The organism is Candidatus Competibacteraceae bacterium, assembly GCA_016713505.1.
In the GTDB taxonomy this organism is placed as follows: Bacteria; Pseudomonadota; Gammaproteobacteria; order Competibacterales; family Competibacteraceae; genus Competibacter_A.
Map to the genome: position 1 here is coordinate 1,465,085 of JADJPA010000001.1, position 14,748 is coordinate 1,479,832.

A 14,748-nucleotide genomic window follows, 5' to 3' on the forward strand; every position below is an offset into this window, starting at 1 on the left:
CGCACTTCGTTCGATGAACAGCGACTTAATGCCAGACGGGTTTATCAGCCCATGATTCGTCCCATTCCCCAACCTCTTGATGCGCCAGCAATCGACCAACGAATTCCAGCGCTGCCATAAGGTTCGCCTTTGCCGCCGGACTCAACGATTCGCCCAACTCGAAAGATTCACCTCGGATCGCCAATAAAAAGGCCGGAGGCGGCGGAGACGAATTGATCTGTTCATAAACATGAAGCACGGCGGCGGGCGTCAGGGCGTGACTGGTATAGCTGCTATCCCGCGCTGGTTGCAACCGGGTGAACTGGCAGGGCGGCGGACAGGAGACGCTGGCGTCCACGAACAGCACTAATTTCCTGCCCTCCAAATCCACCGCGTGTTCGATCTGCAACTGAAAATCGGTGAGCAGTTCAATGTCGTCCCAACCGCCGCCCTGCTCCCGCAACCCCGCCAGCCGTTCCAGCAGCAGCGGCCCCAGCGCGTCATCGCCCCGGCTGGGGTTGCCGACGGCCAGAATCAGCAGCCCCGGCGTTTTCACCTAACTTTCAGCGACTAACGCGGGTTCCTCCCGGCGAACGGTTCCATCCGCATCCCGCACCAAACAATCCACTAACGCGCCCGACTCCTCCTCGACCAGCTCGACGTGCAGCGGCATCTGACCCAGGGCGTGGGTGGCGCAGGACAGGCAGGGATCGTAAGCGCGTACCGCCACTTCGATCTGGTTCAGCAGCGGCTCGGTCAATTCCTTACCGTCCAAGTAGCGCTCCGCCACTTGGCGGATCGATTCGTTCATCGCCTGATTGTTGTTGGTGGTGGACACGATCAGATTGGCCTTTTCGATCAGCCCATCCTCGTTCATCCGATAATGATGGAACAGCGTGCCGCGCGGGGCTTCGATCACCCCGATCCCTTCCCGTGGGGTCACCTCGCCCTTCGCCGTCAGTTCGTCGCCGAAAATATCGGGATCGAGCAGCAATTCCTTGATCGCCTCGATGGAATGCAGCAGTTCGATCATCCGCGCCCAGTGGTAGGCCAAGGTCACATGAATCGGCTCGCCCTCGCCCAGCGCCATGAATTCCTTGCGCTCCTCCTCAGCCCAGGGCGTGGCGATGAAATCGCAATTGTCGATGCGCGCCAGCGGCCCAACCCGATACCAGCCTTTGTCCGGCCCCAGCGAATTGATGAACGGAAATTTCATGTAGCTCCACGGTTTGACCTGCTCGCGCAACACTTGAGCGTAGCGCCGATAGTCGAGATGATCGAAGATCGACCCGCCCTGCTCGTTCTTCGCCCGCAAGCCGCCGTGATAAAGATCCAACGCCCCATCGGCCCGAATCAAACTGAGGTAATTGGTGCGGATGGTGGCGAAGTGAGTGAAATAACCGGGGTTGGCGGCGTAGGCCGTTTTCATCAGCTTGAGGATGCTGCGTCCCCACTGCGCCATCAGATCGACATCGGCCAGCAGGAAGTTGCGTTCCTGCAAGGTCAGCGCTTTGTTAACTCCGCCCGGAATCGCGCCGGTGCCGTGCACCCGCTTGCCCGCCGTGAGACGAATGACTTCCTGGCCGTACTTGCGCAGCTTCACGCCCTGGCGGGCGATGTCGGGATGGTCGGCCATCACGCCCACCACGTTGCGGTGAGCCACCTTATCGTCGAAATCAAACAGAAAATCGGGCGACGCTAGATGGAAAAAATGCACCGCGTGCGATTGCAGGGTCTGACCGTAGTGCATCAGGCGGCGGATTTTCTCGGCGGTCGGCGGGATTTCTTCGATTCCCAGCAGTTGATCGACCGCCTTGGCCGCCGCCAGATGGTGGCTGACCGGGCAGATGCCGCACAAGCGCTGCACCACCACCGGCAGTTCCCAATAGGGTCGGCCTTGAATGAATTTTTCAAAGCCGCGAAATTCGACGATGTGCAGGCGGGCTTGACGGATGCGGTGATCCCGATCCACCAATAAGGTGACTTTGCCGTGGCCTTCGACCCGGCTTAACGGGTCGATGGCGACCCGACACAAATAATCGGATTGGGCAGCCGTTTCCAATTCGCTCATGACGCGCCCCTGTTCAGTCGTAATGAATTTGGGTGTAGGGCAGCGCGATGGGCTGCCCGGCCAATAACTGGCTGACGAACGTCCAGATCGCATCCGCCGACGGCGGGCAGCCGGGCAGGAAGTAGTCGATCTTCACCACTTCGTGGATCGGGTGCACCTGGTTCAGCAGCAGCGGGATTTCGGGGTCATTTGGAATCTGGGCATCCACCAGCCCGACGCCACGGGTATAGGATTCTTCCAGACAATCCTTCAGTTCGTACTGATTGCGCATCGCCGGAATGCCACCGCTGATCGCGCACGCGCCCATCGCGATCAGGATTTTGCAGCGCGCCCGAAATTCCAACAGGGTGTGGACGTTTTCGACGTTGGCGATGCCGCCCTCGACGATGCCGATGTCGCACTCGCCCAGTTCCTTGATGTCGGTCAGCGGGCTGCGGTCGAACTCGACTTTCTCGGCCAGATCGAACAGCCGCTCGTCGAGATCGAGCAGCGACATGTGGCAGCCGAAGCAGCCGCACAGCGAACAGGTGGCGACCCTGACCTTGGATTCAATCATGACGGCGGCCTCCCTTGCTGACCGCCAGCGCGGCCACGTCGCCGACCACGTTGATCGGCTTGCGGTCGTACAGGCGCTGGCCGATGGGGATTTCATAACCGCTGTGCTTGCGCAAAATCGTGCCGGTCGGACAGACCTGAGCGGCTTTATCATCGATGCTGAAATCGGTCGCGCCCAGCTTGCCGGACGGGGTGTTGACCACCAGATGGGCCTTGATGCCGCGGCCCTGCACCGCGAACACGTTCTTGCCGTCCACGTCGCGGCTGGCGCGCACGCACAGCTCGCACAAGATGCAGCGGTTGAAGTCGATTAAGGCGTCGGGGTGCGAGGCATCCACCGGCCGACGCGGGTAAAAATGGGTGTAGTGCGGGGCCAGCATCCCGACGTAATAGGCCACCGCTTGCAACTGGCACGCGCCGCTTTTCTCGCAGGCCGGGCAGACGTGATTGCCTTCCACGAACAACATTTGCAGGATGCCGCGGCGGATTTCGCGCACCTCCTCGATTTCGCTCTGCACGTTCAGTCCCGCCGCCGCCGGGGTGGTGCAAGAGGCCAGCATCCGGCCGTTGACCTTGACCAGACAGACCCGGCAACTGCCGTGCGGCGGAAATTCCGGGTTAAAGCACAGATGCGGGATATAGACGCCCGCCGCCAGCGCCGCCGCCATGATGGTCTGGCCGTCCTGAAACAGCACCTTGCGCCCGTCCAGCGTGAAGCTTTGTTCCTCGCTCATGGCATGGCCCCCAGTAAAGCGTCTTCATCCAAATAGGCGTCGGGGTCGGTGCGGCCGGTCAGCCAGCGCGCCTGCTCCAGCGCCGCGTTCATATCGAACGCCGGTTCGTAAGCGGTCGAGCGCAAGCGCCGCTCGTAGGCTTCGGGAAACTGGTCGAGACTGTCCAACACCGGATTGGGCGCGGTCTGGCCCAGGCCGCAATGGGAACCGACCCGCATGATCTGGCCGAGCTTGCGCATTTCTTCCAGATCGGCGCGGGTGCCGTGGCCGGTGTGCACCTTATCGATCAGATCGCGCAGCAAGGAGGTGCCGACCCGGCAGGGGGTACAAAAGCCGCAGCTTTCGTGGACGAAGAAATGGGCGAAGTTGCGGATGCCGTCGAGAATGTCGCGGCCGTGGTCGAACACCATGAACGAGCCGCCGGTGGCCAGATCCTCGAAGCAGATGCGCCGGTCGAACAGTTTGGCGGAAATCATGTGGCCGGCCGGCCCCGCCATCTGAATGCCTTGGGCGTCGCGCGCCCCACAGTCTTCTAGCACTTGCCGGACGGTGACGCCGAACGGGTATTCGTAAATACCGGGCCGCTCGCAGTCGCCGCTGAGGCTGAGCAGCTTGGTGCCTTTCGATTCGGCGGTGCCGCGACTGGCGAACCAGTTGCCGCCTTCCACCGCGATTTTGGCGGCGGAAGCGAAGGTTTCGACGTTGTTGACCACCGTTGGTTTATTGAGATAGCCGTGGGTGGTCGGGAACGGCGGGCGGATGCGCGGCACGCCGTGCTTGCCCTCCAGCGATTCGATCAGCGCCGATTCCTCGCCGCAGACGTAAGCGCCCGCGCCCATGTGAATGTCGATATCGAAACTGAAGCTAGCGTCACCCAGAATCGCCTCGCCCAGCAAACCCGCCTCGCGGCGACGCTGCAAGGTGGCCTTGAGTGTGTCCACCATGTAGCGATATTCGCCGCGCAGGTAGACGAAGCCCTGCCGCGCGCCGATCACCCGGCCGCAGGCGGTCATGCCCTCGAACACCAAATCGGCGTAATCCTGCATCAGCACCCGATCCTTGAAAGTGCCAGGTTCGCCCTCGTCGGCGTTGCAGACCACGTATTTGACCTCGCCGGGCGCACTACGGCAGGACTGCCATTTCGCAGCGGACTTGAAGCCCGCGCCGCCCTGCCCGCGCAGGCCGGATTTGACCATTTCCTCCAGAATCGCCTCCGGGCCGCGCTTCAATACCGCCCGCAGCGCCGCGCCGTCGGCGAAATGCCTTCCTAGCAGAAGGTCGGCCCGACGGATGTTGCTCACCACTTCGAAGAACTCGCGCGGCCATTGTTCCAGCGGGGTTTTGGCGTTGACGAGTTCGACGATGCGATCCAAGCGAGCTTTGTCGAGGCGGGTCAGCGCGTAGCCGTTGACCAGCGCCGCCGGTCCCTGATCGCACATGCCGGTGCAGGAAGTCGTGCCGACGCTGACCCGACCATCGGCGCGGGTACCGTTGATCGCCACGCCCAACCGGTCGCTGAGGTAATGCAGCAGCTCGCGGTTTCCGAGCATCCGGTCGGTGATGTTGTCGCTGATCAGGATGTCGTAGGAGCCGCGCGGCTCGGTGTAGAGGAAGGAGTAAAACTCGGCGACGCCGCGCACCTTGTCCGGCGAGATGCCGAGTGCTTCGGCGACGGCGCTGATGGCGTCCGCCGACAGCCACGTCAGGCTGTCTTGCACTTCGCGCAGGATTTGCAACAGCCGGGTCGGCGACTTCTGGTGGCGTTGCACGATGTCGCGGATTGTCTGGACCAGCACGCTGGCTTCCATCGAGGACCCCTCCTAGTTTCCACCGATCCGCGCGGGACGCGGAGCGCGGGTTTCGTTCAAGAAGGCCGCCGGATCAGTGTATCAATTATACTCCAATTTTGCGCAAAAAGCGCTAGTTTAGTGTTGGACTATAAGGTGCTTTTCGATGCTGAGCAAGTCCGACTCTGGCCGCTCGGAATTCATCACCAACGTAGCGATCAGCAAAACTCAATGCATGGCCCACCACCAGCGGTGGGCTATCTGGCAAAAAGTAGATTGCAAGCGGAGGAGGATTAGGCGAGGGAATTGAAGCGAACCTTAGACTGGTTTACGGGCAACAAAAACCAATCCACAAAGTTTTCTTACAGCAAGCTTTTGCGCTGATACCGACAACCATCCAGCAATAATTTTTTGTTTGCCGAGCCTTAGCCGAAGCCAGTAATCTTCAATATGCTGGATATCATAAAAGTACTTTTCATAAGTCGCATCAATTTCTCGCCTTGTTCTGTAATGAGTCCATTTATCAAGCCATTCGCAAAAATCCTGACTCCATCGCATTATATTTTTACCGTTCTTTTGGTATCCGAGGCCAAGAGCCCTGCAACTGGCCGCATAGTAAATTCGCGAGTAACTATTCTTTGGAAACCAGTGTAGAAAGGGAATTCCGCAGTGACCTTCTCGCCAAACCCCCTTATCAGGAAACAAATTCAAGACTATGCCGCCAGGTTTTAATACTCGCTCAATTTCAGCAAGTACGGTATTCAGGTTCTCGACATGCTCCATCACCTGATTATTGATAACAATATCGAAGAACTCACTTTCAAAAGGAATAGTGTTATTAGTTATTTTTCTAATCGTACCATCTAAAAAAAGAGCGGGGTCAACAAACTTTGAATAATCTCCTCCCTCATAGAAGATATCGCACCCAAATGCATTAATACCCTGGTTTCTTAATTCATGCAAAATTCTCCCCGCACCACAACCATAATCGAGTATGCGAATATCTTTTCCATATTTTTGATCCAGAACCCACTGCGCACAGAATTGATAGTTGTTCATATACAGGCCTAAGTATTGACGCCAGTTTTAAATTAAGATGGTCATAAACACCGTCAATAATCAATCGGAAATGCCAAAGATTGAAAGCACCAGGCGAGCGACCATGACTACTATAGGTTTTATCATAGAATTTTCTGTCTTGAGCGTATCGTCAAATCCATCCGATTATGGCAGATGTCAGATAGACGGCGATCATAAAATGGTCAGCAATTTCGTCGCGGCGGCTGATAAATTTATTAACTATTTGAATTTAAATAATAATTTTTTCTACCAAATGAGATATTTTACCTATCTTTTTTCACGATCATCGCAATTTTTTAGAACACGGCAACAGGGAGTCCAAATCCTTAAATCGTCAAGAAATTACCTAAATTCCATGCTTATATTAATGATATTAGAGCAATGCTTCTGTACGCAGCAGCGCCTCTAAACCGTCAATGAGCAGGTCGGCGCATTCGAGAATTTCGATGCTTGGGGTCGATGCGGCGTCGAGCAGCGCATCGACCTGGTATTTCATTCCAGCGGGCAAGCGATCACAGCGTGCTTCCGCGATCCGCGCCAAGCGCTTGTCGCCAGGATGCGGCATTCGATCGATCGCGAAAAGCACATCAAAGTAAATGGCCAACAGCGCCGCTATGCGATGGTTTATGCTGACTCGGTCGCCTCGCGCCACGGCGCGTTGTATTTGGTGTGCGTACGCTGAGAAGGTATTGCGCAGAATGGGAAAATTCTTGGCCACGACCGCCCTTCGCAATCCTTCGGGATAAGGCTCTTGTGCTTTCGTTTGTAGGGCCGCAAACCAGCCCCGTCGGTCAAAGAGCGCTTTGGAAGCCAGCAGATTGTGCTAAAAACAGGTTGAGTAGCCGACGGAAGCCTCATGCTCGTCGATAACTCGAATTAATTGCCCCTCGATCCAATGGGTCGAGCGAAACATGACATCAACCATAATGCCGGTCTGCAAGTCGAGCCACTTGTCACCGAGTTCCCAGAAACAATTACCGATTTCAGCTTGGCACGCAAATGTTAAGGCCACGGCCTTGCGTTCGCTTATTGGTAATTCCCCTGACAAGTAGACGTAGAGATCGATGTCAGAGCTTGCATCTGAGACCGCATTCGTCTGCGAGTCCGCCAGCGCAACCGCTTCGACTTGCGGTAAAAGGCTATAGCGCGTTGCCACGCGGGCGGTAAGAAGTTCTGCCAATTTTTCCATGGGCATGGCTCCTTATTCAAAGCGTCAAGCGACGCCAGGCGTAAAGCCTCAGTCACTCCAGGTTCCGCGATGATCCCCCTGACTTACTTTCGCGCGCGCCGGGAATCGCGTAAGTGCCAACCGCATGAGCGACCGGATCATCGCTTCCTTCGGAATACAGGGTCACCTCGCCATAAACCAGCGACTTTCCGACTTTTATAAGCCGACATATACCCAAGATATCCTTATCTGAAGATGGTTTGCGGAGGAAATTCACAGTGAGGCTCGCCGTTACTGCCAAAGGGGTTATGCCAATCTGCTGAAACATAGCGACATACAGCGCCACATCGGCCACAGTCATCATCACCGGACCGGACACGGTGCCTCCAGGACGCAACTCGTCGATGCCGACCCGGTGGCGGATGATGGAAGAGCCCTCGCTGACCGCTTCGACCAGGCACTTGCTTTGAGGAAACTCCGCCGCCATGAATTTGATAACCTGCTCTTTCGTTACCACCCAAGCTCTCCGTCGATGTTAAAAGTTAGTAGTGAACGGCCCGCGCGGCGGTCCGAACATAGTCCGGTTGCTCCAGCCAATAGCTCGGACCGTCCGGCGGGCCGGTCTTTAGAACCTCGGCGTTGAGCGCCCAAACGCGCGCTAAGCCCCCAAGTAAAACTGTTGGTGGTCTTCCCGTGTTGTTAGAATGCGTGTCCATTGGCCGTTGATCGGCTTTGGCATGACCGCCAATACAGCTTCGAAAGTATGCCCCGCCTTTCCGATATTGAGCTGCTCGCCATGATTCACCATCAAAGCGCCGAGTAGGTCAGGGCTGGTCTTGCTGATGCAGGTATTGATATAAGTCGCTACCCGAAACGACAGCGGCCCTTCCAGATTGGCCGTCTCCAAGCGTAAAAGCTGCTGTTGGCTCAGACTATCGGGGGCCATCTTGGAACCTAATGTCGAGCGGCGGACAACGAGTGTATTTGGATCAAACCGCTGTCCCGCCGGAATGATGGCGTAAAGGTCATAATCACCATGCACGTAACGTGGTCGCAACAAACCTATTTCCACCAAGGCGATACAACCATAGTGCCTGTGCCGCGGATTTGTTTGAACCAAGTACGGCGTCTGGCAACCGCGCGGCTGCTCGTCGTCGTCAAACCCGGCGGCGGTGCGGGGTAGCGTTATCAAGTGACTGCTTTCGAGCCATTTGCTGCGCGCGTCAGCCAAGCGGCTTTCAGTGAAGACCTGGGGCAGCAAAAAGGGTGAGCAGACCAATCCCGCAAGCTGATGGCGACCGACATTGCGATTGGCGGTTTTTGCCTTGAGATCGGCGCGCTTGCCGGTATAACCGCGTTTTCCCACCCATGCGAGGGAGGCTTTTCCCGTCTGACGCACCAAGATATGGCAATCGAACGCCTGGGCCGCCGCGATAAAAATTCTTAAATGGTTGGGGTGCACAAAGTCAGTGTCATCTAAGCTCATCTTATTGCTCTCTCGCCGTGAGAACGCCCCCACCAGCGGCGCTTGGAAAAACCAAATTGTTTCTAAAATTATCACAATTATTGGAATTATTAAGGAGACGCCCATGAATCAGGCTCAGCGAAGATGGCGGCTGGGGTCGGTGCTCGCCGTGGTTGGATCGTTAACGACAATCCCCGGATTCGCCGCCGACCCGGAAATCAATCTCGGCGCGCGGAATGCGCCGAACCTGAGACCGGCTTTTCTCGGGGCGATCAGCCAGCACGACTATGACGGGATCAGCGACGATTTACTGACCGGCGGCTTGGGCTGGGATGGCTTGCAAGCGGCGTATCCGACGCCGCCCGCCGCCAACCCCAGCGCGGCCGAACTGCGCCAGCGGGCGATTCACACCAACTATCGCGCGGTGCTCGACATCACCACGACCGGCGGCTACGGCCGGCTGTACGGCCCGAACGTGGCCCCGGACGGCACGGTGGACCCGACGCCGGGAGCCGGCAAGATCGCGGGCAGCGAATACCTCGCCTACGCCGATGACGGCAGCGGGCGAAAAAACGTCACCCTGATGGTTCAAGTACCCAGCACTTTCGATCTGACTCGCGCCTGCATCATCACGGCCCCATCGTCCGGCTCGCGGGGCATCTACGGGGCTATCGGCGCATCGGGCGAATGGGGGCTCAAACACGGCTGCGCTGTCGCTTATACCGACAAAGGCACCGGTAATGGATTGCACGATCTCACGACCAATCGCGTCGGTTTGATCAACGGCGCCCGCGTTGATGCCGCCGCGGCCGGAGGTGCCTCGCATTTTACGGCCGACCTAAGCGACGCCGAGCGGACCGCTTTTAATGCGCGCTATCCAGATCGGGTAGCCTACAAGCACGCGCACTCCCAACAAAACCCAGAGCAGGACTGGGGTCGCAATACTCTGCAAGCCATCGTCTTTGCGTTCTACGTCCTAAACGAGCGTTACGGCACGCCCAACCCGCGCGGCGGCAACCGCACGGTGCTTGACCGCGCCAATACCCTGGTCATCGCCTCGGGCATCTCCAACGGCGCTGGCGCTGCCCTGGCCGCCGCCAAACAAGACCGAAACGGCCTCATCGACGGCGTGGCGGTCACCGAACCCAACGTGCAAACCACCGGCGCGCACCGATTGCTCATCCAGCAAGGCGCGACTTCTTTTCCTGTGGTCGGTAGGCCGCTATTCGACTACTTCACCCATGCCAACCTGTACCAGCCGTGCGCGGCGTTGTCCGCGCGCGCGGCCGGCTCGCCGCTCGCCAGCCTGCTTGCCGCTCCGAACGCGGCGGGCGCGGCCAACCGCTGCGCTGGCTTGTACGCCAAGGGCTTGCTCGAAGCGAACACCCTGGCCGGACAGGCTGAGGAAGCGCTCGACAAACTGCGAACCTACGGCTGGCTGGCGGACAGCGACCTGCTTCACGCCTCGCACTACCGGCTCGCCACCAACGCCATCGCGGTGACCTATGCCAACGCCTACGGCCGCTTCCGCGTTACCGACCGGATCTGTGGGTTCAGTTTTGCCAACACCGACCCCACCACTGGCGCGGTCATCGCGCAAGCCGCTGCGCTAGAGGACAATATTTTCGGAATCGGTAACGGCGTCCCGCCGACTTCAGGCGTCAATATCGTCTATGACAACGCGCTGGAAGCGCCGGCGCTAGACCTTCTGGCGCGATCACCTTCCACCGGCATGGCCGATTTCGCGCTTGACGGCGCGATCTGTCATCGCAACCTCATCGAAGGGCGCGATATCTTGACGGGCCGACCGCTGAGCGAGCCGCTGCGCACGGCTTCAATGCAAGTTCGGCAGGGTATCCAGGAGGTACAACTGAGCGCCCGGCTTCAGAACAAGCCCGCAATCATCGTCCATGGCCGTTCCGATACACTGATTCCCGTGAATCATGCTTCTCGCGCTTACTATGGGGCGAACCAACTTGCCACGCATGGCAAATCCAATACCCGCTACATCGAAGTCACTAACGCTCAACACTTTGACGCTTTTCTAGCGCTTCCCGGCTATGACACTCGCTATGTCCCGCTGCACGTTTACCTAATCCAGGCCCTCGACCACCTTTACGATCACCTCACCACCGGCAAACCGTTGCCGGAGTCACAGGTGGTGCGCACCCTACCGCGCGGCGGTGTGCCAGGCAGCGCGCCAGCGCTTACCGCCGCGAACGTGCCGCCGATCGATCAGCTGGCCTCAGTTCCTAACAGCATTTCCTTTCGAGACAGCACCTTGTTCATTCCTGATTGAATGCGGGGTAACGAATGGTGCTCCGGTGATGATCGCCCGCCGGTCGGCCATCACCGGTTTGACGCTGCTGGGAGATTTTTCTAAGCGTCCGACCAACCAACTGTCGCATCGCTCATCCCCAACAAACCCAAAATCGGATCGAACTTGGCCCAGTGCCAAGCTCCATCAAGGGAACAGGGAAGGATGGCCCTGATCCGATCCGGTTCAGTTCTGGTGTTGCCTGTGAATTACGGGCAAAATTTCGATTTTCATGATTCACAACTGGAGACTGAATCCTCTCATGCCGAGCCACCTCTTCAAACACCTCCACTGGCTGTTGCTGGGGGGGATTATCGCCAGCGCCGCGCACGCCGTGGTTTATCCCTTGCCCCCTGCCGGCACGGATGTCATCGGCGAGATTAAAGTCGTTTACCCCAAGAAAGAAGAAACGCTGCTCGATATCGCCCGCGCCCACAGTCTGGGTTATGACGAAATCGTGCATGCCAATCCAGGCGTCGACCGCTGGGCTCCGGGCGAGAAAACCCCCATCGTGCTGCCAAGTCGCTTCATTCTTCCTGATACACCGCGCGAGGGCATCGTGCTCAACATCGCCGAACTGCGGGTGTATTACTATCCGGCGGCCAGCGCCGGCGGCGAGCGAGTGGTCCATACTTTTCCCGTCAGCATCGGGCGGATGGATTGGAAAACGCCGATGGGTTTGACCAAGGTCGTCGCCAAGGATATCGATCCACCCTGGCGGCCGCCGGCTTCGATCAAGGCCGAACATGCTAAAGAGGGCGATATCCTGCCGGACGTAGTGCCGGGCGGACCCGACAATCCGCTGGGCCGTTTCGCGATGCGGCTGGGCGTTCCCGGCTACCTGATTCACGGCACCAACAAGCCGTTTGGAATCGGGATGCGGGTGACGCACGGCTGCGTGCGGATGTATCCTGAAGATATCGAGCAACTGTTTGGAATCGTGCCGATAGGAACACCCGTGCGGCTGATCGACCAACCGGTGAAGGTCGGCCGGTTCGACGACGAATTACTGGTCGAAGCGCACGAACCCTTGGAAGAAGACAACCTGCCGATCAAGGTCACGCTGGAGCAAGCCCAACAAGCGGTCAGCGCTAAGATCGGGCCGGATATGCCCGGCGTCAACCCGACCGCGCTGCAAGCCGCAGTGGAGCAAGCCAGCGGGATGCCGGTCTCCATTTCTGGCGAACCAGGCCCGACCCCAGCCAGTGCGGTGGCCAGCGCGCCGCCCGCCCGCGAACCGACTCGCGCGGAACCGACCCGTCTAGCGCCGGCCACGACAGCGCCAACGACGCCCATGACCCCCATGGATCGGCCGGCGCTAGCCTCCCCCCAGCGCCCGACACCTTATCCGACGCCCGACCAATACACACCGCCGGCACCGCCGGTGGGTCTCACCAGCTACCCACCAGCCAACCGGCCGCCGCACCCCTATGCCGTGCCGCCCTACGCCACTCCATCGGTGTCGCCATCCGATCGTCCGGCTCCCGCCACGCCCGCGCGCACCATGCCTTACAGCAGCGCTACAACCGTCTACCAAGCGCCGCCCTACCGCCATCCGACCACGGCCCCGACGACTCCCATGGCGCCGGTCGATACGCCTGCCTATCGTCCTGAATCCATGACGGCCGCACCCGACGACGGCTATACCCGCAACCCCGGCGCGGCGAATTATCCGCAGGAACCGCCTTATGTGTCTTATCCGCCTACCGCAGCGCCCGCGCCTTCCGCGGCCGCGCCATCGGCTTATCGTTCCGTACCCTCGGGGAGTCCGGTGCCTTATCCTAGACCTGTAACACCAACGACACAGCCCTAATTCAATGAGGACTCTGCCTGCTTGACCCGACGTATTGATTATCGATCAGTTGCAACAGGGCAACAAAAAACCCCCGCGTGAGTGCGGGGGTTTTTTAGACAGCAAAAATTCGATTTATTTATACATCGACTTTTTGAACATGCGATTGATCTTTTCCTCAGTCGCCATGCTGATGGACTTGGCTTCGTTGGCGGTATCCAGGGCGTTGCGCGCCATGGCCTTAGCCTCGCTGGCATCGCTCTGAGCTTTTTGGACATCGCTGGTGCTGGCGCAGCCAACAGTCAAACCAGCAATCAGGGCCAACGCGGAAACCTTGGTCAAAGTCTTCAAGGACATTTTTCAGCTCCTAAGTATCATTTACGCAAAGTCTAAAGTGCCACACACACCCATTGTTGTCACGGCACAACCCATATTGTTCCAACACAACAAAAACAATTATACAACGGAAACTCAACCCAAAAACAATTTAAATCTCTAGCCTCAGCGAATTTCCACTCGCATCCCGATCTTGACCCACGGCCTGAGCGAATCGATCTGCGAATTATCCAAGGCCACGCAACCGCTGGTCCAATTGATGCCGGCTTGATGGACGCCCGGATTGCCGCTTCCCACGCCGTGAATCCCGATCTGACCGCCTAGCGGCGTATCCTGGGGTGGCGTGTAGCCTTTTACCCAGGCGGCGCGAATCCGTTCGTAGGTAAGGGCGTCGATCCGGCGCTCCCGTAAGGCGCGATTGGCGTAGTCGATATTGGGATAGTCGAGACCGATAAATCGTTTGAAGCGGCTATGGTCGTTGATCCAACCCACGCGAAACACGCCGAGCGGCGTTTTGTTGTCGCCGCGGCCGGCTTTCACGCCGACCCCGCTGCTGCCAAAGGCAAGCCGCGAAAAGGTCTTTAGCGACTTGTTGCCCTGCATGATGGCCAACGTATCTCGTTTGGTATCCACCAGCAACCAGGACTCCGCCGCGCCAGGGCCAAACCCCTCCAGCGACGCAGGGGGTCCTACATCGTTGGAAGCACAGGCGCTGAGCAACCCGAGTAAAACACCGACCAAACCCATCCTCACACTCGAATACCACATACCGTCATGAGCCCTCTTTACCCATATTATTTAGCGGCAACGTTATAAAACAGCCCGCAAAACAGCGCAAGAATCAGGCGGTCCGCCCTGCGAGAGCCGCGCGAGCCACCTGTTTGGCCTCACCGTTTGCTCCAGTTTCCGGTAAAACTTCCAGCGCTCCTCTCACCCGCTTGCGCCGGCGCCGACCCTCAGAACCGAGGTTCCAACACCACTCGACTCAACAAGGAATTGCCGATGAAGCAGTTCTCCTCGGCTTTGCGGTGCAGCGCCCACACGGCCTCGTCGTCGGGGATCGTTTCACCGCCAAACACGACCTTGGGGCGGAGCGTCAAGCGCACCACCATCAATTTCCCCTTGTCGTTCTTGCCCAGTTCAGCCACCGGATTGTCCTCGTAGCTTTCCACCACCAGTTTCTTGAGCGCGGCGACCGTGAGAAAGGTCAACATATGACAGCTCGACAGGGCGGCGAGCAACGCCTCCTCGGGATTGCTCTTGTTGGGATCGCCAGAATAGTCCGGCGCTGACGAACCTTGCACCGTCTGACCGCCGCCAAGGGACCAAACATGGCCGCGATCGAAGGTCTTAAGGTCGAAATCCGGCGTCGCGCGCCGCCAAGCCAGGCCAATGGAAAAATTTGACATCCGACAATCTCCCGCAAAATCGACTTTTACCTTCACTAGAGATCGTGAATCGCTT

Annotated in this window: 15 protein-coding genes; 2 read left to right on the forward strand and 13 right to left on the reverse strand. The window is 58.4% G+C overall.

What is annotated here, in order from left to right:
• Nucleotides 1–25: 25 nt before the first annotated feature.
• From IPK09_06720 to IPK09_06765, 10 genes are all read right to left on the reverse strand, one after another.
• Complete coding sequence (locus IPK09_06720) at nucleotides 26–535, reverse strand: hydrogenase maturation protease (GenBank protein ID MBK7983304.1); 510 nt, start codon at nucleotides 533–535, stop codon at nucleotides 26–28.
• Nucleotides 536–2,050, reverse strand: coding sequence for a Ni/Fe hydrogenase subunit alpha (locus IPK09_06725; GenBank protein MBK7983305.1), 1,515 nt, complete (start codon nucleotides 2,048–2,050; stop codon nucleotides 536–538).
• 13 nt (nucleotides 2,051–2,063) lie between these two features.
• Nucleotides 2,064–2,603, reverse strand: coding sequence for an NADP oxidoreductase (locus IPK09_06730; GenBank protein ID MBK7983306.1), 540 nt, complete (start codon nucleotides 2,601–2,603; stop codon nucleotides 2,064–2,066).
• Nucleotides 2,599–3,339, reverse strand: coding sequence for a (2Fe-2S)-binding protein (locus tag IPK09_06735; protein ID MBK7983307.1), 741 nt, complete (start codon nucleotides 3,337–3,339; stop codon nucleotides 2,599–2,601). Before IPK09_06735 ends, IPK09_06730 begins: the two co-directional genes overlap by 5 nt.
• Nucleotides 3,336–5,147 carry an NAD(P)H-dependent oxidoreductase subunit E gene (locus tag IPK09_06740; protein ID MBK7983308.1) on the reverse strand — a complete coding sequence of 604 codons (1,812 nt, stop codon included), beginning with the start codon at nucleotides 5,145–5,147 and terminating at the stop codon, nucleotides 3,336–3,338. The genes IPK09_06735 and IPK09_06740 overlap by 4 nt, the downstream gene beginning before the upstream one ends.
• A 297-nt stretch (nucleotides 5,148–5,444) precedes the next feature.
• Nucleotides 5,445–6,185, reverse strand: coding sequence for a class I SAM-dependent methyltransferase (locus IPK09_06745; GenBank protein MBK7983309.1), 741 nt, complete (start codon nucleotides 6,183–6,185; stop codon nucleotides 5,445–5,447).
• Between the two features lie 394 nt (nucleotides 6,186–6,579).
• Entirely contained in the window at nucleotides 6,580–7,023 is a 444-nt protein-coding gene (locus tag IPK09_06750; GenBank protein ID MBK7983310.1) for a DUF4037 domain-containing protein, read from the reverse strand.
• Nucleotides 7,024–7,029: 6 nt separating this feature from the next.
• A complete protein-coding gene (locus IPK09_06755) occupies nucleotides 7,030–7,395 on the reverse strand; it encodes a hypothetical protein (GenBank protein ID MBK7983311.1) in 366 nt (121 codons plus the stop codon).
• A gap of 52 nt (nucleotides 7,396–7,447) precedes the next feature.
• The gene (locus IPK09_06760) at nucleotides 7,448–7,861 is read right to left on the reverse strand and encodes a PaaI family thioesterase (protein MBK7983312.1); all 414 of its coding nucleotides are present in this window, start codon (nucleotides 7,859–7,861) and stop codon (nucleotides 7,448–7,450) included.
• Between the two features lie 171 nt (nucleotides 7,862–8,032).
• Nucleotides 8,033–8,860 (reverse strand): hypothetical protein, encoded by an 828-nt coding sequence (locus tag IPK09_06765; GenBank protein ID MBK7983313.1) that lies wholly within the window; start codon nucleotides 8,858–8,860, stop codon nucleotides 8,033–8,035.
• A gap of 103 nt (nucleotides 8,861–8,963) precedes the next feature.
• Here IPK09_06765 and IPK09_06770 point away from each other — a divergent pair, with 103 nt between their 5' ends.
• Together IPK09_06770 and IPK09_06775 are read left to right on the forward strand one after the other, a co-directional pair.
• On the forward strand, nucleotides 8,964–11,138 hold the full coding sequence (locus IPK09_06770; GenBank protein ID MBK7983314.1) for a D-(-)-3-hydroxybutyrate oligomer hydrolase: 2,175 nt from the start codon (nucleotides 8,964–8,966) through the stop codon (nucleotides 11,136–11,138).
• A 280-nt stretch (nucleotides 11,139–11,418) separates the two neighbouring features.
• Entirely contained in the window at nucleotides 11,419–12,969 is a 1,551-nt protein-coding gene (locus IPK09_06775; GenBank protein MBK7983315.1) for a L,D-transpeptidase family protein, read from the forward strand.
• 114 nt (nucleotides 12,970–13,083) lie between these two features.
• Here the strand turns inward: IPK09_06775 and IPK09_06780 are convergent, their stop codons facing one another.
• The 3 genes from IPK09_06780 to IPK09_06790 form a co-directional block, all read right to left on the reverse strand.
• Nucleotides 13,084–13,305, reverse strand: a complete 222-nt coding sequence (locus tag IPK09_06780) for a hypothetical protein (protein ID MBK7983316.1) — start codon at nucleotides 13,303–13,305, stop codon at nucleotides 13,084–13,086.
• Between the two features lie 144 nt (nucleotides 13,306–13,449).
• Nucleotides 13,450–14,031: a L,D-transpeptidase gene (locus IPK09_06785; protein ID MBK7983317.1), complete on the reverse strand. Its 582-nt coding sequence runs from the start codon at nucleotides 14,029–14,031 to the stop codon at nucleotides 13,450–13,452.
• A gap of 209 nt (nucleotides 14,032–14,240) precedes the next feature.
• Nucleotides 14,241–14,693: an OsmC family protein gene (locus IPK09_06790; protein MBK7983318.1), complete on the reverse strand. Its 453-nt coding sequence runs from the start codon at nucleotides 14,691–14,693 to the stop codon at nucleotides 14,241–14,243.
• Nucleotides 14,694–14,748 lie beyond the last annotated feature (55 nt).